This is a genomic window from Mesorhizobium sp. YIM 152430 (assembly GCF_029210365.1).
Classification (GTDB): Bacteria; Pseudomonadota; Alphaproteobacteria; order Rhizobiales; family Rhizobiaceae; genus Aliihoeflea.
Genome location: NZ_JARGES010000015.1, coordinates 328,304 through 347,778 on the forward strand (window position 1 = coordinate 328,304; position 19,475 = coordinate 347,778).

At 63.6% G+C, this 19,475-nt stretch carries 23 protein-coding genes and 1 tRNA gene; 13 read left to right on the plus strand and 11 right to left on the minus strand.

Features of this window, described 5'->3' with window-relative positions:
- Positions 1–37 precede the first annotated feature (37 nt).
- Complete coding sequence (locus tag PZ895_RS02405; protein WP_275837427.1) at positions 38–1,318, minus strand: TadE/TadG family type IV pilus assembly protein; 1,281 nt, start codon at positions 1,316–1,318, stop codon at positions 38–40.
- Between the two features lie 316 nt (positions 1,319–1,634).
- On the opposite strand from PZ895_RS02405, the gene PZ895_RS02410 reads away from it, so the two are divergent.
- The 5 genes from PZ895_RS02410 (at position 1,635) to PZ895_RS02430 (ending at position 5,639) form a co-directional block, all read left to right on the plus strand.
- Positions 1,635–2,396, plus strand: coding sequence for a 3-hydroxyacyl-CoA dehydrogenase (locus PZ895_RS02410; protein ID WP_275837428.1), 762 nt, complete (start codon positions 1,635–1,637; stop codon positions 2,394–2,396).
- Positions 2,397–2,407: 11 nt separating this feature from the next.
- The gene (locus tag PZ895_RS02415) at positions 2,408–3,559 is read left to right on the plus strand and encodes a CaiB/BaiF CoA-transferase family protein (protein ID WP_275837429.1); all 1,152 of its coding nucleotides are present in this window, start codon (positions 2,408–2,410) and stop codon (positions 3,557–3,559) included.
- A gap of 1 nt (position 3,560) precedes the next feature.
- Complete coding sequence (locus PZ895_RS02420; protein ID WP_275837430.1) at positions 3,561–4,331, plus strand: DUF2470 domain-containing protein; 771 nt, start codon at positions 3,561–3,563, stop codon at positions 4,329–4,331.
- Positions 4,332–4,436: 105 nt separating this feature from the next.
- Positions 4,437–4,781: a metalloregulator ArsR/SmtB family transcription factor gene (locus PZ895_RS02425; RefSeq protein WP_275837431.1), complete on the plus strand. Its 345-nt coding sequence runs from the start codon at positions 4,437–4,439 to the stop codon at positions 4,779–4,781.
- A gap of 51 nt (positions 4,782–4,832) precedes the next feature.
- Entirely contained in the window at positions 4,833–5,639 is an 807-nt protein-coding gene (locus PZ895_RS02430; protein ID WP_275837432.1) for an RNA methyltransferase, read from the plus strand.
- Here PZ895_RS02430 and PZ895_RS02435 read toward each other — a convergent pair.
- Entirely contained in the window at positions 5,595–6,722 is a 1,128-nt protein-coding gene (locus PZ895_RS02435; protein WP_275837433.1) for a hypothetical protein, read from the minus strand. The genes PZ895_RS02430 and PZ895_RS02435 overlap by 45 nt on opposite strands.
- A 129-nt stretch (positions 6,723–6,851) precedes the next feature.
- Positions 6,852–7,436 (minus strand): EipA family protein, encoded by a 585-nt coding sequence (locus PZ895_RS02440; protein WP_275837434.1) that lies wholly within the window; start codon positions 7,434–7,436, stop codon positions 6,852–6,854.
- Positions 7,437–7,679: 243 nt separating this feature from the next.
- Between PZ895_RS02440 and PZ895_RS02445 the strand changes: the two genes are divergently transcribed.
- Together PZ895_RS02445 and PZ895_RS02450 are read left to right on the plus strand one after the other, a co-directional pair.
- Positions 7,680–8,315, plus strand: coding sequence for a histidine phosphotransferase family protein (locus PZ895_RS02445; RefSeq protein ID WP_275837435.1), 636 nt, complete (start codon positions 7,680–7,682; stop codon positions 8,313–8,315).
- Between the two features lie 108 nt (positions 8,316–8,423).
- Complete coding sequence (locus PZ895_RS02450) at positions 8,424–8,792, plus strand: response regulator (RefSeq protein WP_275837436.1); 369 nt, start codon at positions 8,424–8,426, stop codon at positions 8,790–8,792.
- Between the two features lie 206 nt (positions 8,793–8,998).
- On the opposite strand, the gene ctrA is transcribed toward PZ895_RS02450, so the two are convergent.
- Entirely contained in the window at positions 8,999–9,694 is a 696-nt protein-coding gene (gene ctrA, locus PZ895_RS02455; protein ID WP_024587507.1) for a cell cycle two-component system response regulator CtrA, read from the minus strand.
- Between the two features lie 403 nt (positions 9,695–10,097).
- Here ctrA and PZ895_RS02460 point away from each other — a divergent pair, with 403 nt between their 5' ends.
- Positions 10,098–10,463, plus strand: coding sequence for a flagellar export protein FliJ (locus PZ895_RS02460; RefSeq protein WP_275837458.1), 366 nt, complete (start codon positions 10,098–10,100; stop codon positions 10,461–10,463).
- A 92-nt stretch (positions 10,464–10,555) separates the two neighbouring features.
- Here PZ895_RS02460 and PZ895_RS02465 read toward each other — a convergent pair whose 3' ends face one another.
- Together PZ895_RS02465 and PZ895_RS02470 are read right to left on the minus strand one after the other, a co-directional pair.
- On the minus strand, positions 10,556–11,197 hold the full coding sequence (locus PZ895_RS02465) for a PepSY domain-containing protein (protein ID WP_275837437.1): 642 nt from the start codon (positions 11,195–11,197) through the stop codon (positions 10,556–10,558).
- A gap of 161 nt (positions 11,198–11,358) precedes the next feature.
- Positions 11,359–11,634 (minus strand): DUF1153 domain-containing protein, encoded by a 276-nt coding sequence (locus PZ895_RS02470; RefSeq protein ID WP_275837438.1) that lies wholly within the window; start codon positions 11,632–11,634, stop codon positions 11,359–11,361.
- Positions 11,635–11,884: 250 nt separating this feature from the next.
- Here PZ895_RS02470 and mnmA point away from each other — a divergent pair, with 250 nt between their 5' ends.
- The gene (gene mnmA / locus PZ895_RS02475) at positions 11,885–13,063 is read left to right on the plus strand and encodes a tRNA 2-thiouridine(34) synthase MnmA (RefSeq protein ID WP_275837439.1); all 1,179 of its coding nucleotides are present in this window, start codon (positions 11,885–11,887) and stop codon (positions 13,061–13,063) included.
- A gap of 6 nt (positions 13,064–13,069) precedes the next feature.
- Here the strand turns inward: mnmA and PZ895_RS02480 are convergent, their stop codons facing one another.
- A complete protein-coding gene (locus tag PZ895_RS02480; RefSeq protein WP_275837440.1) occupies positions 13,070–14,023 on the minus strand; it encodes a Gfo/Idh/MocA family oxidoreductase in 954 nt (317 codons plus the stop codon).
- Between the two features lie 216 nt (positions 14,024–14,239).
- Here PZ895_RS02480 and PZ895_RS02485 point away from each other — a divergent pair.
- A tRNA-Met gene (locus PZ895_RS02485) sits at positions 14,240–14,316 on the plus strand.
- A 322-nt stretch (positions 14,317–14,638) separates the two neighbouring features.
- On the opposite strand, the gene PZ895_RS02490 is transcribed toward PZ895_RS02485, so the two are convergent.
- The 4 genes from PZ895_RS02490 to PZ895_RS02505 form a co-directional block, all read right to left on the minus strand.
- The gene (locus tag PZ895_RS02490) at positions 14,639–15,373 is read right to left on the minus strand and encodes an ABC transporter permease (RefSeq protein WP_275837441.1); all 735 of its coding nucleotides are present in this window, start codon (positions 15,371–15,373) and stop codon (positions 14,639–14,641) included.
- Complete coding sequence (locus PZ895_RS02495) at positions 15,370–16,680, minus strand: MFS transporter (protein WP_275837442.1); 1,311 nt, start codon at positions 16,678–16,680, stop codon at positions 15,370–15,372. The genes PZ895_RS02490 and PZ895_RS02495 overlap by 4 nt, the downstream gene beginning before the upstream one ends.
- Complete coding sequence (locus tag PZ895_RS02500; RefSeq protein WP_275837443.1) at positions 16,680–16,961, minus strand: metal-sensing transcriptional repressor; 282 nt, start codon at positions 16,959–16,961, stop codon at positions 16,680–16,682. Before PZ895_RS02500 ends, PZ895_RS02495 begins: the two co-directional genes overlap by 1 nt.
- Positions 16,962–17,086: 125 nt before the next feature.
- On the minus strand, positions 17,087–17,272 hold the full coding sequence (locus PZ895_RS02505; protein WP_275837444.1) for a hypothetical protein: 186 nt from the start codon (positions 17,270–17,272) through the stop codon (positions 17,087–17,089).
- Between the two features lie 216 nt (positions 17,273–17,488).
- Here PZ895_RS02505 and PZ895_RS02510 point away from each other — a divergent pair, with 216 nt between their 5' ends.
- The 3 genes from PZ895_RS02510 to PZ895_RS02520 form a co-directional block, all read left to right on the plus strand.
- Positions 17,489–18,226, plus strand: coding sequence for a HupE/UreJ family protein (locus tag PZ895_RS02510; protein WP_275837445.1), 738 nt, complete (start codon positions 17,489–17,491; stop codon positions 18,224–18,226).
- A gap of 12 nt (positions 18,227–18,238) precedes the next feature.
- Positions 18,239–18,973, plus strand: a complete 735-nt coding sequence (locus PZ895_RS02515) for a hypothetical protein (RefSeq protein WP_275837446.1) — start codon at positions 18,239–18,241, stop codon at positions 18,971–18,973.
- Positions 18,974–19,220: 247 nt separating this feature from the next.
- Positions 19,221–19,475, plus strand: a 255-nt coding sequence (locus PZ895_RS02520) for a rhodanese-like domain-containing protein (protein WP_345803515.1), incomplete at its 3' end; no start/stop codon positions are given.

Below are 19,475 nucleotides of genomic sequence, written 5' to 3' on the forward strand. Positions count from 1 at the left end.
GCGCCCTCCCGGAAATAGACCGGCCTCGTCTCTTCGATCAATAGATCAGTCGCAGATCGCCCTTGTTGATCTCCTGGCCGATCGTCTCGAAGGCCGAAATCAGCGCCGCGTTCGAAAGCGCGTCGTAGTGATATTCGGGCTTCGACGCACATGACTGATAGAGCGTCGTCAGCGAATTGCCCATGTCGAAGGCGATGGAGTAGATCGTGATGTCGTTCGCCTTCATCAGCGAGCAGGTCTCGAGCAGCATCTGGTTTGACGTGTCGCGCGAGAAGTCGTCGCCCGCCTGGTGCGGATTGTTTTCGCCATCGGTCATGATCACGGCGATCTTGCGCGGCGTGTCGGCATAGGAAAGCGGCAGATTGGGATTGCCCCATTCGCCCTGCCATTTCGGCGACAGCATCCGGAAACCCCAGGCCATGCCCTCCTGCGTGCTCGTGCCGTGACCGGTATAAAGCGAGGACAGGAGCGCGCGCACCTGCGCCTTGTTCGCAGTCAGCCCCAGCGCCCTCGGTCCGGGACAAACCTTCTCGTCATGGGTGAAGGGCGGGAAGGTCTCTACGTCCGGCGGCGCGTCGTTCTGCCGGTTTTCTTCAGAGCGCAGATCGGGGCAGCCGGGAGCAGCACCCGCAATGGTCTGGCTTTTCTTGCCGCTGCCCTTGCCTCTACCCTTGCCCTTTCCTTTCCCCTTGCCCTTTTCCTTTTCCTTCGGATCCAGCTCCTCGATCCAGCCATTCTCGTAATCGAGGATGTTCACCCGGCCGGAGAACGGCGCGACGCCGACCCAGGTGTTGGGCAAGGTGGCATTGTCGCCATAGATCGTGTCGATCAGCTTCAGGCTCGCCGAGCGAAGCGCCTCGATCTTGCCCTTGCTCTTCATCGAACCGGAGACATCGAGGACCAGAACCAGTTCCATGCCGCCGCCCGATGCGCCCGCCGCCGAGCGCGCCGACAGATCGATGGCGTCGTAATTGGCAAGCTGCATGAAATAGGTCGGCGACTTGTAGTCCACGCTGCCGTGAAGGACACCGTCGCGCACCTCGAAGGACTGGCTGTAGCTGTTGGTCCCGCTTGCGCCGATCAGCGTCGCATTGGCGGCGAAGAAGGCATTGGCGGCGTCGATGGCGGCCTTATCGCCCGAAGGCAGATAACGCGCACCGGCCAGGACCGCCGAGTCCATCGCCTGCTGCAACGCGGCCTGCTGGCGGTTGGCCATCGTGATGTCGACGCCGAAGCCGGCCGCCAGCACGAGCGGCACCGACAACACCCCCATCAAGATGGCATAGGAACCGCTTTTGTCCTGCGCAAATGCTTGCATCGTCTTCACCCCCAAAGACTATCAATTGACAGCAGGAAGCGGGCGAATTGCTAAGAATTGGTGAAACTTGACTGGTCATGGCCGGTTTTCACGGCAGCCTGAACTTGTTGAACGGACTTGGTTTTTTGTCAGGATTGATGAGTTCTTCTCCATGTCAGATCCAACAAAGACAAAGCGCCGTTCAACTTCAGGCCGAAGCAGCCCGATCGCCGATCTCGCCCTGCGTCAACCGGCGCGGACGCTTGCGCGCGTTCCGGTCGGCCAGCTAAGATGGGGATCGATTGTTTTGACTCATAACATTTTCGGAGGGAAATTGATGAACCCATCAGGTCACGTCGCCGTCGTCACCGGCGGCGGTTCGGGTCTCGGCGAAGCGACGGCGCGCGCGCTGGCGGCCAAGGGCGCCAAGGTCGCGATCTTCGACGTCGGGATGAAACGGGCCGAGGAAGTGGCGGCCGAGATCGGCGGCATCGCGGTCAAGTGCGACGTGTCGAGCGCCGAAGCCGCCGAAGCAGCCTTCAGGGAGGTTTCCGAAAAGCTCGGCGAGCCGCGCATCCTGATCAATTGCGCCGGCATCGCCATCGCGATGAAGACGCTGAGCAAGGACGGCGTCCACCCGCTCGACGCCTATCGCAAGGTGATCGAGGTCAATCTGATCGGCACCTTCAACATGATCCGCCTGATGGCCGACCGCTGCCAGAACCTCGAGCCGATGGAAAGCGGCGAGCGCGGCGTCATCGTCAACACCGCCTCCGTCGCCGCCTATGACGGCCAGATCGGCCAGATCGCCTATGCGTCGTCGAAGGGCGGCGTCGTCGGCATGACGCTGCCGGCCGCGCGCGACCTCGCCCGTTCGGGGATTCGCGTCTGCACCATCGCGCCCGGCATCTTCATGACGCCGATGCTCGCCGGCCTGCCCGAAGAGGCGCAGAAGTCGCTCGGCCAGCAGGTGCCGTTCCCGCCGCGCCTCGGCCAGCCGGCCGAATATGGCGCGCTCGCTGTCCACATCGTCGAGAACCAGATGCTGAACGGCGAGACGATCCGCCTCGACGGCGCCATCCGCATGGCGCCGAAATAAGGACGCCCGGCGTGGGGGAGGAAAGGCGCGACGGACCGCTTGCCGGCCTCACCGTGATCGAGATGGCCGGGCTCGGCCCCGTCCCCCTCGCCGGCCTGATGCTGGCCGAGCTCGGCGCGCGCGTGGTGCGCGTCGAGCGCAAGGCGAAGGCGAGAAGCTTCCTGCATGTTCCGCCCGAATTCGATCTCGACCGGCACGGACGCGACATCGTCAAGGTCGATCTGAAGGACCCACGCGGCACCGCGCTGGTGCTCGACCTGATCGCCGGCGCCGATGTCGTGATCGAGGGCTTCCGCCCGGGCGTCATGGAACGGCTGGGCCTCGGGCCGGATGTCTGCATGAAGCGCAATGCGAAGCTGGTCTTCGCGCGGCAGACGGGCTTCGGTCAGGATGGACCGCTTGCCGACCGCGCCGGCCACGACATCACCTACCTCGCCTATTCGGGCGCACTGCACGCGATCGGCGAAAAGGACGGCAAGCCGATCCCTCCGCTCAACCTGGTGGCCGATTTCGGCGGCGGGACGATGTTCCTTTTGACCGGGCTGCTGGCGGCGCTGGTCGAGCGCGGGATTTCCGGCAAGGGGCAGGTGGTGGACGCGGCGATGATCGACGGCGTGGCGATGCTGACCGCGCCGTTCCATTCCTTCCTTGCCACCGGCTTCTGGAAGGACAGGCGCGGCTCCAACCTGCTCGACACCGGCGCCCCCTTCTACGACACCTACGAGACGGCGGACGGCAGGCATGTCGCGGTCGGCTGCCTCGAACCGCAGTTCTTCGCCGAATTCGCACGGCTCCTGCCGCTCGATACGGCATTCGTTTCAAGGCAGTACGATTTGTCGTCCTGGGGCGGGATGCGCGCGGCGATCGCGGCGCGGTTCCGGGAAAAAACGCGCGACGAGTGGGCGGCGATCTTCGAGCCGACCGAAGCCTGCGTCGCACCCGTCCTGTCGCTTGCCGAGGCGACGCGGCATCCGCACAATGTCGCCCGCAACGTCTTTGCGGCAAAGGGCAAGATGACGCGTCCGCGCCCTGCCCCGCGATTTTCCCGCACGCCCGGCGAGGTCGCGGCGATGGGCGACGGCAACGCTGCGGACAGCCTGGCAAGCCTCGGCGTGGCGGCCGACCGGATCGACGAACTGATGCGCGCCGAGGTCATCGGCTGACATGGCGGAGGCGAAGAAGGAAGTGCTGCGCCCCACCGACGACGAGGCGATCCGGCTCGGCAAGACCTTGCTGCGCGCCGCGCGCCACGCGGCGCTGTCCGTGCTGGAACCCGGCAGCGGCTGGCCGCTCGCCAGCCGCGTCTCGGTGGCGACGGATTGCGCCGGGCGGCCTTTGATCCTCGTCTCGGAACTGTCGGCGCATACGGGCGGACTGTTGGAGGACGAGCGTTGCGCTCTGCTCCTCGGCGAGACCGGCAAGGGCGATCCGCTCGCCCATCCGCGCATGACGCTGAAATGCCGCGCGCGCAAGGTCGCGCAAGGCACGGACGACCATGCCGCGATCGCGCAGCGCTTCCTCGCCCGGCATCCCAAGGCGGCACTCTATGCCGATTTTACCGATTTCTCCTATTTCCGGCTGGAGCCGGAGGAAGCGAGCCTCAATGGCGGCTTCGGCAAGGCATACAGGCTTGCGGGCGACGATCTGATGAGCGATGCGGCGGTCGCACATGACCTCGAACGCACCGGACCTGGCGCGGTGGCGCATATGAACGCGGATCATCGCGACGCGATCGCGCTCTACGCGAAGCATTTTGCCGGCATCGCCGAGCCGCTCGACTGGGCGATGACCGGGATCGACCCTGACGGGTTCGACCTGATGGCGGGCGACCGCGCGGCACGCGTGTTCTTTCCCGAACCGCTGGTTGCCGCCGGCCAGATGCGCGACAGGCTCGTCGAAATGGCCATTACGGCCCGCGCGGCGAGCGAGATCTGAGCGCGCTCCTTTCCATCAATTGATGCAAAGTTTCGTGACCGCGCGCAACCTGCGTGCCCGCCGGACGTTATCGGCAAAATTCTCTTCGAATTACCGAGGGGTAGGATGGTATCCGATGAACTCGTCAGGAATGCCGGCAAGGCCGCCGGGCTGCTTGGCGTCCTGGGCAACGAGAAACGCTTCGCGATCATGTGCCACCTGCACGAGGCCGAGCTTTCCGTGGGCGCGATTGCAGAAAAAGTGTCGCTGAGCCAGTCGGCGCTGTCGCAGCATCTTGCGAAGCTGCGCGCCATGGATCTCGTCCAGACGCGGCGCGACCGGCAGACGATTTTCTACAGTTGCGATTCCTCGGCCGTCGAACTCCTGCTCGATACGATGGAACGCATTTACGGCAGCGCGCCCAAGCGCCGCCAGAACTCCGAACTGCACGACGACCGTCAGGCCAGTTGAAGCGGCCCCCCCGGACTGGACGCCGGCTGGCCGGAGTGGAATAAGCCGGCGATGGCGCCGATTTCCATCACCGATCCCGACGACCCACGAATTGCCGCCTATCGCGACGTGCGCGAGCGCGACCTCGTCGGCCGCGAAGGCCGCTTCGTCGCCGAAGGCAAAGTGGTGCTGAACGTGCTCTTCGCCGCGCGGCGGTTCGAGGTCGAATCCGTCCTGATCCTCGACAGGCGGCTCCCCGGCATGGCCGGCACGCTGGCGGCGAAACCCGCCGACGTGCCGCTTTATGTCGCCGACCAGGCGACGATGGACGCGATCGCCGGCTTCCACATCCATCGCGGCATATTGGCGATCGGCAGGAAACCCGCGCGCCAAGCACCGGACGCAATGCTTGCCGCCCTGCCCCGCGACGCGCTGGTGGTGGCGCTCGTCGGCATCGCCAATCACGACAATGTCGGCGCGATCTTCCGCAATGCCGCCGCGCTCGGCGCCGATGCGGTGCTGCTCGACGCGGCAAGTTGCGATCCGCTCTACCGCAAGGCGATCCGCGTTTCGGTCGGCGCGGCGTTGAAGGTGCCCTATGCGGTCCTGCCGGATGCGGGCGCGATGTTCGACCAACTGGTGGCGGCGGGTTTCGCGCAACTGGCGATGACCCCGCGCAATGCCGAAGATCTCGCCAACGTGGTGCCGGGGGGCCGTCAGGCGATCTATCTGGGCGCGGAAGGTCCGGGCCTGCCTGACGATCTGATGGCGCGGATGCGGCGCGTGCGCATCGACATGGAGGCCGATTTCGACAGCCTCAACGTCGCCGCCGCCTCAGCCATTGCGCTCCACAGGCTGCGCCGGCTCGGCCGGAACTGAGCGCGCGCGCTCGGACGCCTCGCGCAGCGCCCGGATCCGCTCGGCAAGACTGACCGGGAGCCCCTCGCCCGATGCCTGCGCCGCCTCGATGGCCTTGCGAATGGGCGATTGCGGACCTTCGAGCGTGGCTGTCAGATTGACCATCTCGGCGGCGAGCTGATGGAGCAGGTCGCGCAGCTTCGCGTCGTCCTCGGGAGCCGGTTTCGACGAGGCGGCCTGCGATTTCAGCTTCTTGTTCTCGCGCGTCAGCGTGGCGAGCTTCTTTTCCAGCCGGTCGCGTTCGGCGGCGATCTTGTCCGCCGCATCCGGTTCGTCGGACGCGCGCGCATTGCCCCTGAGCCGCGCGATCTCCTTTTCGCGCCGTTCCAGCCGGTCCTCGCGATCGGACAGGTCGGCCAGAAGCCGCTCGATCCGGCGATTGGCGTCCTCGGCCTTGCGCGTCTCGACCTTGAGCGCCTCGCGCGTCGCCTTGTTGTCGGCGGTCACGTCGCGCAGCTTGCGCTCGGTCTCGTTGCGCTGGTTGCGCAGCGCGGCAAGATCGGTGGCGAGGCGGTCGATCTCGGTCTCGCGCGCGACGATCTCGATCTGCCGGCTGCTGGCGGTCAGGCTGGCATCCTCGTAGAGTGCCGACAGCCGGTCGAGTTCGCTCTTGCGACTGAAGGCAACAGCATGTTCGGAGACGAGCCGGTCCTCCAGATGCGCTACCTTCTCGTCATGGGCGGCGATCGTGGCGCGCATCGCCTCGATTTCGGCTTCCAGCTCGGCAATGCGCGTGTCGCGCGCCAGAACCACGTCGCCGCTCGAGCCGAGCGCCTGGCGCTGGCGATCGAGCTCGACCATCTGTTCGGCGATGCGCGCCCGCGCGGCCTTCAGTTCGATCTCGACCTTGCGCTGCTTCAGCGCCGCCTCCGAGCGGATACGATCCTTGTCGGCCTGGATTTCTTCCCGCGTCAGCGGCAGACGCGCCTCGATGCGGCGCGTCGTCAGGCGCTCGGTGCGCCGCCGCAGCGCCGGGGCGAAGAGGAGGCCGATGAAGGCTGCGGTCAGAAAACCGAGGCCGAAGAACAAGAAGGTCTGGATCACAAACGCTTTTCCATGGACGGCCCGATGACGATACTGACGTGGTGGACCCTGATCGCGTTCTGATCAAGTCTTGCGCGCAATTTGCGGCGGTTCACCGCCGCAAGACTGTTGATGGCCGCGTTCCTCGGGTCAGAACGGGTTCCAGGTCGGGCTTTGCGTGACCTTGAGATAGCCGACATTGACGCCGAGCCGCGCGCCGACGCCGGTACGCACCGGCACAAGCAGGATGTTGCCGTGCTTCATGACGTTGAAGCCGAGGCCGGCGACCAGATAGGCCGAGCCGGCAATGCCCGCATAGCGCTTGCCGTAAAGGCTCGGCACCGCATCGAGATTGTAGACGAGGACCATGGTGCGCGAGCCCTGCCCGCCCGCGTCCCAACCGACGGATGGCCCTTGCCAATACACGCGGTGGTCGCCGACATTCTTGGTGTAAAGCGTGCCCTCGCCATAGGTCAGCCCGCCGATGAAGGCGCCGCCTGCTTCCTCGCCGAGGATATAGCCATTGGGCAGGCCGTAGCTCTGGAAGATCTGCTCGACCACGGTCGCGAGGCCCCCGGAGGTGGAACCGAAGAACTGGTGGCCCGAATCGATGATTTCCTGCGCCGTGTAGGGCTGATTGGCGCGGGCCGGCGCGGCGGCCAGGATGAGCGCGGCGAAAATGGCGATCACGATCGACAGGCGCGAAAGGAGAGCTGCTTGCATATGCGATCTCATGGCGAACCTCCGTAAGAAGCCGGCGCCGCGCGCCGGTCGTAATCCGGTCGCGGCGCGTTTACGTTTAAGGAACGGTAACCCGACAGGCTTAAGGAAAGGTAAGGCCGGCCGACCGGGCTGCTTTCTTGATGCACGCGGCGGGCTGTGCCACGACGGCTGAGGATGACGGTGGCGCGATTCGCGCGCCGCGACCTTCGGGCGGTCCATCCGAGACTATCGCATACGAAACGAGGGGCCGATTGCATGTCCGAACTCTTCACGCTGACCGCGACCGATCTTGCCGCGCTTTTGTGCAGCCGCGTTTGCCATGACGTCATCTCGCCGGTCGGCGCCATCAACAACGGCCTCGAACTTCTCGACGAGGGCGGTGCCGACGAAGACGCCATGCATCTGATCCGCACCAGCGCGCGCAATGCGTCGGCCAGACTCCAGTTCGCCCGCATCGCCTTCGGCGCCGCCGGCTCGGCCGGAATGCAGATCGATACCGGCGACGCCGAATCGGTCGCCAAGGCGTTTCTCAAGAACGAGAAACCCGAACTCGAATGGACCGGCGAGCGCGCGCTTCTGCCCAAGAACGCCGTCAAGCTGATCCTCAACCTGCTGCTCGTGGCCAATGGCGGCATTCCGCGCGGCGGCAAGATCACCGTCCATCTCGAAAACCTTCACGCCAAGCCGCGCTTCACGTTGACGGCGAAGGGGTCGATGATGCGCGTGCCGGCAAAGTTTCTCGAGATGCATTCCGGCCACAAGCCGGAAGAAGCGATCGACGCGCATTCGGTCCAGGCCTATTACACGCTGTTGCTGGCCCGCGAGGCCGGCATGGAGATCAGTATCCGCGCCGGCGCCGAGGACATCGTTCTGACGGCCGAACAGGCGTAAATTAACCCAAAATTCAGCCAACCGCTTACCCGCTTCTTTACCCGGTCCGCGTAGCGTCGTCCTGACACACAAGGCGGGGGCCGATCGATGGACGGAAGGGAATTCGGGATGAAGCGCTGCATGATCGTGGACGATTCCAACGTCATCCGTAAGGTCGCCAAGCGCATCCTCGCGACCCCGGAAATGGCCGTCGTCGAAGCCTGCGACGGCCGCGAAGCCCTGTCGATCTGCGCTGCCGAAATGCCCGACATCATCGTCGTCGACGCCCAGCTTCCCGACATGGCGACGGTGGATTTCATCCGCCAGGCGATGGCCCTGCCCGGTGCGGTCAAGCCGCGCATCGTCATCTGCATGACCGAATTCGACGTCGGCGCCATCATGCGCGCCAAGCGCGCAGGCGCCAAAGGCTATATTCTCAAGCCCTTCAACCGGCCGATTTTGCTGGAGCGGTTCCGCGAAATCCAGATGGCCGCTTGAGGCCCACCGGCGGATTGACAAGTCTTGCCAATGACCGACCTAATCGGAGGCAGGGAGATTTGTCATGCCAACCATTCGCCTCCTGCATGAACGCATGGAACCGAAGCGCGACTGATCCAGGCATTGCGGGAAGCGACCGCCGACGAACGAGAAAACAAAAAACCCGGCGCGAGGCCGGGTTCCCTGTATTCAGGAGAGAGTTCCGATCAGGCGCTGACGCGCATTTCCTCGGGCTCGCGCAGCACGTAGCCGCGGCCCCAGACCGTCTCGATGTAGTTCTGGCCGCCCGAGGCGAGGTCGAGCTTCTTGCGCAGCTTGCAGATGAAGACGTCGATGATCTTCAGTTCCGGCTCGTCCATGCCGCCATAAAGGTGGTTGAGGAACATTTCCTTGGTGAGCGTGGTGCCCTTGCGCAGCGAGAGCAGTTCGAGCATCTGGTATTCCTTGCCCGTCAGATGCACGCGCTGGCCGCCGACCTCGACCGTCTTGGCGTCGAGATTGACGATCAGGTCGCCCGTCGTGATGACCGACTGGGCATGACCCTTGGAGCGGCGCACGATGGCGTGGATGCGGGCGACGAGTTCGTCCTTGTGGAAAGGCTTGGTCATGTAGTCGTCGGCGCCGAAGCCGAGGCCGCGCACCTTGTCCTCGATGCCGGCCATGCCGGAGAGGATGAGGATCGGCGTCTTGACCTTGGAGAGCCGCAGCGTGCGCAGCACCTCGTAGCCGGACATGTCCGGCAGGTTCAGGTCGAGAAGAATGATGTCGTAGTCGTAGAGTTTGCCGAGGTCGACACCCTCTTCGCCCAGATCGGTCGAGTAGACGTTGAAGCTTTCCGACTTGAGCATCAATTCGATGCTCTGTGCGATCGCACTGTCGTCTTCAATCAGCAAAACGCGCATTTCATTCCCCTTCTCCGCCAACAGCCCCGTCAGCTCGGCACCGAAGCGTTGATTTGCCTGAATCGCAGGATGCCACCGAAATGGTTAACAAACTCTGATTCCCGCTGGCAAGAGGCCCGAGCATTATTCAGCAGTTCGTCGTAGCAACCTGATTCAAAAAGGCTAATCGGCTGATCGCACCGTGAATCAGAACTTCAGAATTCCCCCGCAAGCGACTCATGGAAAGGCGCTTTGGGTCCGTGACTTCATGTGCGAATTTTTACCCCGCCTTAAGTCCTCGTCCCTATGATTAACAATGCACGTAAACGAATGGTTACCGTCATGCGCGATCCGAAGCGGTCGCGAAGAAAAAAGTAACGATGACGATTCACCCGTGCAGGTGGCGTTTCGGGAGCGTTGAATGATGAAGTCACGTGAGAACCTGGTCCGGCTCAAGCAGTTTCAGGTCGGCGAAAAGCGCAAGCAATTGCTCCAGCTCGACATGATGATCGCCGAATTCGACCGGATGGCTGGCGAACTCGACGCACAGATCACGTCGGAAGAGAAGAAGGCGGGCATCACGGACATCAACCATTTCGCCTACCCCACCTTCGCCAAGGCCGCACGCCAGCGCCGGGACAATCTGCACAATTCGCGCAACGACCTCCTGTCGCAGCGCAGCGCCGCCGAAGAGGCGCTCACGGAAACCGAAGCCGAGCTTGCCAAGGCCGAAGCGCTCGACAACCGGAACCGCGACACCGACTATGCCGGCCGGGCCGCGACCGGCTGACCTTCGATAACTGGCATGACAAAGCCCGCCCCGGCCTTCGCCGGGAACGGGCTCTCGTCGTTACGCGAAACGAATGACGACGTAGGACGCGATCAGCTCCGGCGATCGCCACCGCGCTCATGGCGCGGGCCGCGGTCGTTGCGCTCATGGCGCGGGCCACGGCTGTCGCGGTTTTCACCATGCGGGCCGCGATCGGCACGGTCGAATCCGCCGCGCTGGGCAAAGCCCTGGCCGAATGCCATCGGCTTCAGCTTCGACTTGTAGACCTGGCCGCCATGGCTGACATGAAGTTCCACCACCTCGCCGCGGGAATTCTCGGCCATCACTGCGTAGTGGTTCTTCTTGCGATCGGCGAGATAGAGCATCGAATAGCCGGCCGCCTCGATGTTGCGGCGAATCTCGGCTTCGCTGGCGAAACCGCCCCAGCTCGGCTGACGCCAGCCATACTCGACCTCGATCTCGTTGAGATTGCCCCAACGGTCGATCTTGATCTCGACCCGATTGCCGTCGGCATCGCGGGTATAGCCCTTGAGATGCTTCTTCGACTGCTCGACATGGACGACGTCGGCATAGCCATAGTCGCGGGCGACCTGGTTGATCTGCGAGGTTGCCGTCATACGATCGGCCTGGAAGCCATCGCGCTGGGCGGAAGCGGGCGTGGCGACCGCCAGTCCGCCCAGCATGGTCGCGGCAAGGGCCATGGCGGTGAAGCGGGTTTTCGTAAGCATGGTCATCGGTGATCTCCTTTGATCGGTTGACGATGACCGGACACTAGCCGCAACGCGCCAAATCGCCCTTGAACAGCACCGTTCAGCCCATATTCAGGTTGACAAGGGCTGCGAAACGACAAAACGCCCGGCAGGCCGGGCGTTTCGTCAAGTTCATACCGCTCTTGTCAGTGACGGTATTGCTGGATGCGCGTGGTGCGCAGGCCGGCAAGACCATGATCGTCGATGGACGCCTGCCAGGACAGGAATTCCTCGACGGTCAGCTTGTATCGCTGGCAAGCCTCGTCGAGGCTCAGCAACCCGCCGCGAACGGCAGCCACGACCTCGGCCTTCCGGCGAATGACCCAGCGACGCGTGTTGCTGGGGGGCAGATCGGCAATCGTCAACGGGCTGCCGTCCGGCCCGATTACATATTTGACACGCGGTCTCATAAGATCGGTCATCGTACTCTCTACAACATCAAAGACCCAATCGACGGCCACACTACCGCCACAGCTTTAAGAAAGGGCTAAATCACCGGTAAGCCTACCGTAACCTTCGTGAACGCCGTCTTTCGCCGGAACTTCGAATCTTAACGAGTGGGCGATTGCGTCGCGCGGGGCTGTTGGCAGCCCCTGTCCGGCTCGCCTATATAGAGCCCGACCGCCCGGACCTTGAATCCGGATCGATTAGCCAAGACGCATGAGCCGCCCAATGAACAGCCTCGATTTCGACAAGCGTCCCGAAGACACGCGCGTCGTCGTCGCCATGTCCGGCGGCGTCGATTCCTCCGTCGTCGCCGGCCTGATGAAGGAAGAGGGCTACGACGTCGTCGGCATCACGCTGCAACTTTACGACCATGGCGCGGCGGTGCATCGCGCCGGCTCGTGCTGCGCCGGCCAGGACATCGGCGACGCGCGCGCGGTTTCCGAAAAGCTCGGCATCCCGCATTACGTGCTCGACTATGAGAAGCGCTTCCGCGAGGCGGTGATCAACCCCTTCGCCGAAAGCTACATCGCCGGCGAAACGCCGATCCCGTGCGTGGCCTGCAACCAGACGGTCAAGTTCGCCGACCTGTTGCAGACCGCGCGGGAACTTGGCGCCGACGCTCTGGCGACCGGACACTACATCCGCAGCCGCGCCAATGGAGCACACCGTTCCCTGTTCAGGCCCGTCGATGCGGACCGTGACCAGAGCTATTTCCTCTTCGCCACCACGCAGGAGCAGATAGACTTCCTGCGCTTCCCGCTCGGCGGCATGTCGAAGCGCGAAGTGCGCGAGGCGGCCGAGCGCATGGGGCTGACGGTGGCCGCCAAGCCCGACAGTCAGGACATCTGCTTCGTGCCGCAGGGCAAATATGCCGACATCATCTCCAAGCTGCGCCCGGAAGCCGCCCGGCCCGGCGACATCTACCATGTCGACGGCCGGCATCTGGGCCGTCACGACGGCATCCTGCGCTATACGATCGGCCAGCGCCGGGGGCTCGGCGTCGCCTCGGGCGAACCGCTCTACGTCGTCCATCTCGACGCCCCGCGCGCGCGCGTGATCGTCGGGCCGAAGGAGGCGCTGGAAACGCACCGGATCATCCTGCGCGACATCAACTGGCTGGGCGACGCGCCGCTCGCCGATCTGCCGGCCGAGGGCGTCGAACTCTTCGCCAAGGTGCGATCCACGCGCCCGCCGCGCGAGGCGAAGCTGTTCGTCAGGGACGGCCAGCCGATCGTGGAACTGGCCGATGGGGAAGCCGGCATCGCGCCGGGGCAAGCCTGCGTGCTCTATGCCGACGAAAGCGTCGAAACGCGCGTTCTGGGCGGCGGCTTCATCGCCCGCACCGAGCGCAGCCGCCGCTCGCAGGAAATGCTGGCACGGCTCGAGGCCCTTCCGGCAGCCTGAAACCGCTCAATCGTGAAGGACGGTTCCAGCCGTCAGGATCTTCAGGACGCCGATCGCTTCCTCGCCGGATGTCCGCGGCTCCTCGCGCGTCGCGATGCACTGGATGAAGTGCTGCAATTCGCGCGTCAGCGGCATCCCTTGCTCGACCGGCACATAGGAGGGCTCGTTCATCGTGAACGCCCACTGGCCGCTGTCGCGCCAGATCGCGTGGCGATAGACGGCAAGCTTGCGCTCCCACGGCTCGACATCGTCGAACACCGCCATCGCCTTTTCGCCGACGACCGTCAGCCGCCGCTCACGATAGGGGTTGAGCCGCGAGGCGAAGAGATGGCTGCGAAGATCGCCGGGAAAGCGCATGTGGAGATGCGCGAAATCCGACAAGTGATCGAGGAGCGCCGCCCCCTCGCCGCGCACCTCGACCGGATGGGCGCCGGTGATGGCGAGGATCATCGACAAATCGTGCGGGGCGAGATCCCACAGCGCATCGTTCTCGGTGTGGAACTTGCCGAGGCCGAGACGGTGGGAATGGATGTAGCGCACGCGGCCGAGCTCGCCCGCGTCGATCAGCGCCTTCAGCCCCTCGAAGCCGGGGTGGAAGCGCAGCACATGGCCGGTCATGAAGACGCGGCCGCAGGCCCTGGCCCGCTCGACGGCGCGCGTCGCATCCTCGACGGTCAGCGCGATCGGCTTTTCGACCAGCACGTCCTTGCCGTTCTCGACCGCGCGGATCGCGGCCTCGGCATGGAACTGCGGCGGCAGCGCCATGACGATGGCGTCGATGTCGTCGCGCGTGAAGATCTCCTCGATGCCGACCGAAAGACAGCCATGCTCTGCGGCGAAGCCTTCCGCGCGCGCGGAATTGGCGTCCGCCACGGCCTGTAGCGCACCGAGCGACTTGAGCGTTCGGATATGGTTCGATCCCCAATATCCGCATCCGAGAACGGCGATGCGCGGCTTCATCTGGCTTTCTGGTTGGCAGGTTCGTGCGCAGACATAATGGGCAGGCCCGCGGAACTCAACCCTCGCACGGCACACCCCGGAAATGTCGCCGGCGCCTGACGGAGGGGAACGCGCATTGCGGGCAAAAACCCGCGCCGACCGGCCTTCGCTTGCTTGACAGCCCCGCCACCCGCCCCTTATATCCGCGGCACTTCGCAGCGCCCGAGGCGCTGCCGGGGCGGAGTAGCTCAGTCGGTTAGAGCAGAGGAATCATAATCCTTGTGTCGGGGGTTCGAATCCCTCCTCCGCTACCATTCCTTCGTCATATCTAACTGTTTTTATTAATAGAATTCTTCTCATCCCTCATTTCATATCGCTTGTGTTTATGCGGCAACCCTGTCAATTGACTGATTTAGTTTCGAAAATTCCAGCGGGGGTTCAATTCGAACCGCTACCATTTGTATCCTTGGCTCTACGACGCCGTTCCCCTTTCGTGCTGCCGGTTGGAAGTTTGTAGGGGGCAAGGTCGCCGCGCTCTTGGGAACAGTTGTCGGTGTTTGCTCCCCGGGTGTTCACCTATGACGCGGCGCCAATCGAGGTCGCGGTGGGTGTTCACTTTCCGGCCAAAAGCCATAATCAACCGTCCGCTGTTGCGTTGACGGCCACGAGCATCAGTATAATTCCGGCCGTGACCTGGATCGTTCGGGTGACGCGGTCGACCACCGTCGGCCGGGAGGCCAGCAGCCGGATCAGCTGCTGACGGAACAGAATCGCCGCCAGTGCGACTGTCGCAAGGACCAGTCCGACGCCGATGATCATGACGAAGGCGAAGGCCACACCTGCTTCCGGCACGCCGCGCGTGACCGCGAAGGTCATAATAAAGAGGGTCAGGGGACAAGGAATTAATCCGGCGGCAAACCCGACAGCCAGCCCTTGTCCTTGATGTTGGTGCGGAACACCGCGAACACCCTGCCAGAGCATCCAGATGCCGATCAGGCCGAGAAGGCCGCGGCTAAGATTTTCGAGGAGCGGAGCGCTTCCGACACTGCCAAGCGTTACTGATACAAGCGGCAGCGCGGCCAGCACGATGACGACCGACATGGAAACATGGACAGATGACAGGATCAGCGAAATCGCAAGGCCTCGCGGCATCGTCGCCGTCGATCCCGTGAGGTAGGTGGCCAGCACCGCCTTGCTGTGCCCCGGGGTCAGCGCATGGGCCGCCCCGAACACGATACCCATGGGCAAATAGGCCGCGAGCAAACTCCAGTCGCCAGTTGACGCGAACTGGCCGATGCGGTCGCCAAATGCCAGATAAATCTCGCGCTGCAGCGCCACCAACTGGTGATAGATTGCCCAGGCGGTGCTCATCCTCGCGTTGGCCACGAAGGATGGAGGTCGTCGATCACGTATCGATGCGCATGGCGGCGTGATGGTGCGTCTTCGAGATGCGAATGATCGGAGGGCAGTTCGTCATGGCGATGCTCGAGAACCTCCGGGTCGGAGGCCGGCCAAAGGACAAGCGCCAGACCGATGGCTGCGCCGGCAAGTGCTGCCAGCAGCGCCGCGGTTGGAGCAAGACCAAGCGTTGCGCCGGTCCAGCCCGCGAAGGGGTAGGTAAATAGCCAGCAGGCATGTGAGAGAGCGAACTGCGCGGCAAACAGCGCCGGGCGGTCCTCGGGATTAGCGGAACGCCGAAGCAGTCGTCCGGACGGCGTCTGGGCTGTCGAGTAACCGAGACCAAGTACGAACCAGAGCGGCAACAGCCAACCATATCCCGGCAATGCCCCAGCCAGCAATGTGCCCGTGGCAAGGATGCCTGCTCCTGCAAGAATGGCGCTCCGGTCCGGTATCCGCTCCAACAGTCGCGGCAGCGCCAGGGCTGCGACCATCGATCCGCCGCCAAACGCCGCGAGCGCTAGGGCTGTCGCCTGCTGGTCGAGGCCGAAGGCAGCCTGCACATACACGACCGTGTTCACGATCACCAAAGCGCCGGCGGACGCGACGGCAAGGTTGATCGCCAGCAGGCCGCGCAGACGAGGCGTGGCCAGATAGATGCGGATGCCCCGAGTCATGCGGTCATAGATTCCGCGTGGCTGCGATGGTTTCGGGGTTGGCAGAGTGACTGTCAGGACAAGTGCCGCCGATATGAGGAAGCCGACGACTGTACCCACGAACAGGTTGTGAAAGGTCATGAAAGCGAGCAGCGCGGCCGCTAGCATCGGGCTGATCAGGCTTTCGAGATCATAGGCGAGCCGGGAAAGCGACAGCGCGCGCGTATATTCCTTCTCGTCGGGCAGGATGTCGGGGATCGTCGCCTGAAAGGTCGGCGTAAACCCGGCCGAGGCGGACTGAAGGACGAAGATCAGCACATAGATCTGCCAGATCTCCGTGACGAACGGCAGGAACAGCGCGACGGCTGCGCGCACGAGATCCAGCGCGACGAGCATGGCACGCCGGGAAATACGCTCCGTGAAAGCTGACGCGATCGGCGCGACACCCACATAGGCAATCATCTTGATGGCAAGCGCGGTGCCGAGCACGGCCCCGGCGTTTTCGCCCGCCAGTTCAAAGGCGAGCAGCCCCAGCGCCACAGTGAGGAGACCGGTTCCGATCAAGGCGGTCACCTGGGCGAGGAAGAGATGGCGGTAGGTCCGGTTTTCTAGGATCGTTAGCATTAGAGGTATTTTGCGACCTCTTTGAACGCGTCGACCGAGCTGCGGCGCTCCCGGTCGAGCGGCCCTACCGCCTTCTCAAGGCAGTGATCGAGGTGATCATGGATCAGTGTCTTCTTTGCCTGGGCGATGGCCTTCTCCACGGCGTGAAGCTGCTGGGCGATGTCAAGGCACGAACGGCCGGCCTCGATCATCTCGATGACGCCACGAAGATGGCCATCGGCGCGCCGCAATCGTTTGACGATGTGCGGGTGGGATTGGTGTGGTTCAACAATCTCGTTCATGGATTTATCCTATCCCCCCGTAGAGGATACGGCAACAGAATGCATCATGCGCCTCGTGCTCGGCAACAACGGTTTTTTAAGGTTTTGGTGACAAACCGTTAATCATGTCCGGGCAGCTCAGCAGATCAGTTCTCTGCCTCGCCATTGCATTTGCAATGGCGTTTGGCTCGCTGCTGCCCCATGCCACGTACTTGCCATCCCGCGATCAGCTCTTCCTTGCCACCGAGCGGCTCGCCCAGTTCGAAGCTGAGATCGCCGAGCATGGGCACAGCCACGACGAAGTTACTGATCGCGAACAGGGCCACACGCATGGCCATAATCCCGCCGACCATTCGCACGAGACGCCCACGGCGCCTCCCGGCGGCGGGCCGGCGTTGCAAACCTTGCTTCCAGCCTGGATCACGGTGGCGCCACAGGCGGCACATATCGGCGCAAGCTATCGGCTTGAACGTCCACCTAAGCTGATCGTCCTCGCCTGATCGCGGCCGCGCATCCGGCCACAGTCAACGACGACGATTGGAGTTTCCATGCACCGACCTTTCCGCGAGGGTCCGCTGCGCGTTAAGCGCGGATGGTCTGCCCTCATCACGCTCGCCGTCCTTGGGGGGACGGCACTATTCACACATCCCGCCTTTGCGCATGCCGTTGCCGAAGGCGACAAAGGCTATATCCAGGAGATCACCGGGATTCACCTGATCCCCTTCATCTACCTTGGCGCCAAGCACATGGTCACGGGCTACGACCATATCCTGTTCCTGCTTGGCGTGATCTTCTTCCTCTACCGGCCCAAGCACATCGCCACCTATGTCAGCCTGTTCGCAATTGGCCATTCGGTGACCATGCTGGCTGGCGTATATTTCAACATCGGCATCAACAGCTACATCATCGACGCGATCATCGGCCTGTCGGTGGTCTACAAGGCGCTCGACAATATGGGAGCCTATCAGCGCTGGTTCGGTTTCCAGCCCAACACCAAGGCCGCGACGCTGATCTTCGGTTTCTTCCACGGCTTCGGACTCTCGACCAAGATCATCGAATACGAGATCTCTCCGGACGGCCTGGTGCCGAATTTGCTCGCCTTCAATGTGGGCGTCGAAATCGGTCAGCTCCTGGCACTGTTCGCGATCCTGATCGTCATAAGCTACTGGCGCCGAAAGCCGAGTTTCTGGAGGCACGCCTACACCATGAACGTGGCGATGATGGTCGCCGGGTTGGTGCTCACCGGCTACCAGATCGCCGGATTTTTCTTTGCGCCCACCGCCTGAAAGGAGTGATAAATGTATAACACCGACCTTCCCCGCCGGGCGGACCTGCCGAGCTCGGCGCAACTCAAGCGCTCCACTTGGATCGCAAGCATTACCGCTGTGGCCATTCTGGGCTTCGTGGTGCTCCCATCCGAATACGGCGTCGATCCCACCGGCGTCGGCAGTGTGCTGGGCCTGACGCAAATGGGCGAGATCAAGATGCAGCTTGCCGAAGAGGCCGCACAGGATGCGGCAGCCACTGCTGCCAGCGCAAATGCCGATCTGGTTGCCCGCCTAGACAGGATCGAGGCTGCCCTCCAGGGTCTCGCTGCTGGCGTCCCGGCGGCCCCGGCATCCGGCGATCCGCTGGCCGGGCTGATCGAAGGGCAGCTTTCCCAAGGACAGGAGTCAACGCCAGCGGTTCAACCGACTGAGCAGGCGGTGCCGGCATCCGAATGGCGGGATGAAGTTTCCTTCACGCTCACGCCTGGCCAGGGCGCAGAGATTAAGCTGGTCATGGAACAGGGCGCGCAAGCGCGGTTTCATTGGACAGCCAATGGCGCGGTCGTCAATTACGACACGCATGGCGACGGCGGCGGTCAATCGGTCTCCTACGAGCAGGGCCGAGGTGTGCCGGAACAGGAGGGTGTGCTCGAAGCCGCTTTCACCGGCAATCACGGCTGGTTCTGGCGGAACCGGACCGAGGCCGACGTAACCGTCACCTTGCGTGCGACGGGGGCCTATTCGGAGATGAAGCGGATGCTCTAGTCGCATCTTGGCAACTGACCATTCGAACCCGTCGCAGATGCCAAACAAGCATCTGCGACGGGACATCACTTCAGCTACCCGGTCTTCGTTGCAGCTGATGGGCCGATCAAAGGCCGCAGGCTCAACCCTTTCGACTTGACGGCAATCATCGGTTTTTCATACTTGGGGGTATGGGGATTGCGAGCTCCCCACGAGGCGCCAGCCAAAGATCGCGTTCCACATCAACCCCGGCGACGGAGGAACGCATATGCCTGCGCCCAATGCCATTTCATTCGACAAACTCACCCGCATCATCGGAACCCCGCGCGCGCCGCTTCTGCTCGACGTGCGGTCCGAGGAAGATTTCGCCGCCGATCCGCGACTGCTCCCTGGTGCCACCCGGGTCGATGACCAGGCTTTGGCCGCCCTCGCGCCACAACTCGGCGGCCAGCCGTCGATCGCCGTCTGTCAGGCCGGCCACCGGCGCAGTCAGGGCACCGCCGCCTGGCTGCGCGCCGAGGGC